2 protein-coding genes are annotated in these 1270 nt (G+C 54.6%); both read left to right on the top strand.

Annotated elements, in window-relative coordinates; genetic code table 11:
- Nucleotides 1-201 precede the first annotated feature (201 nt).
- Complete coding sequence (locus Q1B13_RS26805) at nt 202-582, top strand: DUF6878 family protein (RefSeq protein WP_299085943.1); 381 nt, start codon at nt 202-204, stop codon at nt 580-582.
- A gap of 1 nt (nt 583) precedes the next feature.
- Nucleotides 584-1045: a hypothetical protein gene (locus Q1B13_RS26800; RefSeq protein WP_299085945.1), complete on the top strand. Its 462-nt coding sequence runs from the start codon at nt 584-586 to the stop codon at nt 1043-1045.
- Nucleotides 1046-1270: the final 225 nt, after the last annotated feature.

Below are 1270 nucleotides of genomic sequence, written 5' to 3'. Positions count from 1 at the left end.
TCGGGCCAGTTGGTCATATCGGATGTTCCGGTCCTGCTCTTGTTTTGAGCGCTGCATATAACCTTGGGAAGAAGCAACACAAGACTGGCATTTCCGTGTCGGAAGAAACCCGCTGTTGCCCCCATGGCAGGCGTCGGCCCAACAGAGAAAGAGAGACCTTTCGCTTGGGTGTTCCATACTTAATCAGGAAAGGAAAACCCAATGGACTGGTCTGAAATCAACGCTCGCGTGGAGAAAATGGCGTGCGAACGGAAAGAGCAACTGAAGGCTGAGCGAACAACGATGTTGGGCGTTCTACGTGAGGCTGGTGTAACGCGGGTTGAGGCGTCGTATGACGGCTATGGCGATAGCGGTAATGTCGAAGACGTGATGGTTGAACCGCACGGTGCCAAGCTGGATGCGGAACAAGATAAAAAACTAAAGGACTTCCTTTGGGATGTTCCGTACACCCTGCATCCCGGATTCGAGATCAACGAGGGAGGTTGTGGTGAAGTGGTATGGGATGTGCTGGAGGACAAGATCGATGTCAGCCACAGTGACCGCTTCGTTGATACCAACCACTATGATCACGAGGATGTCTGATATGGCCCATTCCTGGCATCACGCGGAAAGCTCCGCGCGCAAGTTCGGCGGTGTTGCTAACGATTATCTGGCGATTCACGCCTGGTTTGATGAAACGAAATCCTACCTGGCTTTGCCCGGACACAGAGCATTGCGTCACCACACACTGGGGATATTCGAATGCGAGCGGGTATTTGGCGTGACACTCACCAACAGGGCGGGTCGCAAGGTTCCGGTTTGCTTCATCGGTGAACAACATGTGCGTGAAGACTGTCGCCGGATTCCGACGGTTGTGGATTGGCTGAAAGCCCTGCCGATTACGCCCTGGATGGTGAACGGCGTTCTGCTCGAAGATGTCGAGATTGAGCCCGAAGATGCGGATATTCAGGCATGGAAACAGGCCGTCGCGAATAGCCAGACCATTCTTGGTTATGCGGATTGGAATGCCCAACATCTTATGCGCGCGACACAAGTAGCCGCGTAAACACATCTCCGCCAGAGCCGCGCCTAGAGCTGTTCTGGCGGTGTCCGCATCCGGTCGTGTGCTTTTCCTTGATTTGGTGGCCACCTAGAATTGGCGCAGGTTGCGCCGGGAGGTGTCGAATGACAAAGCCGAAGCAATACGGCCCAATTGATGGGGTGGATGCCCCCTCCACGAACGGCATCGCAATGTGCCAATGTGGTGCTGTAACGCCACCACCATAGGGAG

It is taken from the genome of uncultured Ruegeria sp. (assembly GCF_947489545.1).
Classification (GTDB): domain Bacteria; phylum Pseudomonadota; class Alphaproteobacteria; order Rhodobacterales; family Rhodobacteraceae; genus Ruegeria.
This window is presented reverse-complemented; position numbering and strand designations above follow the sequence as displayed.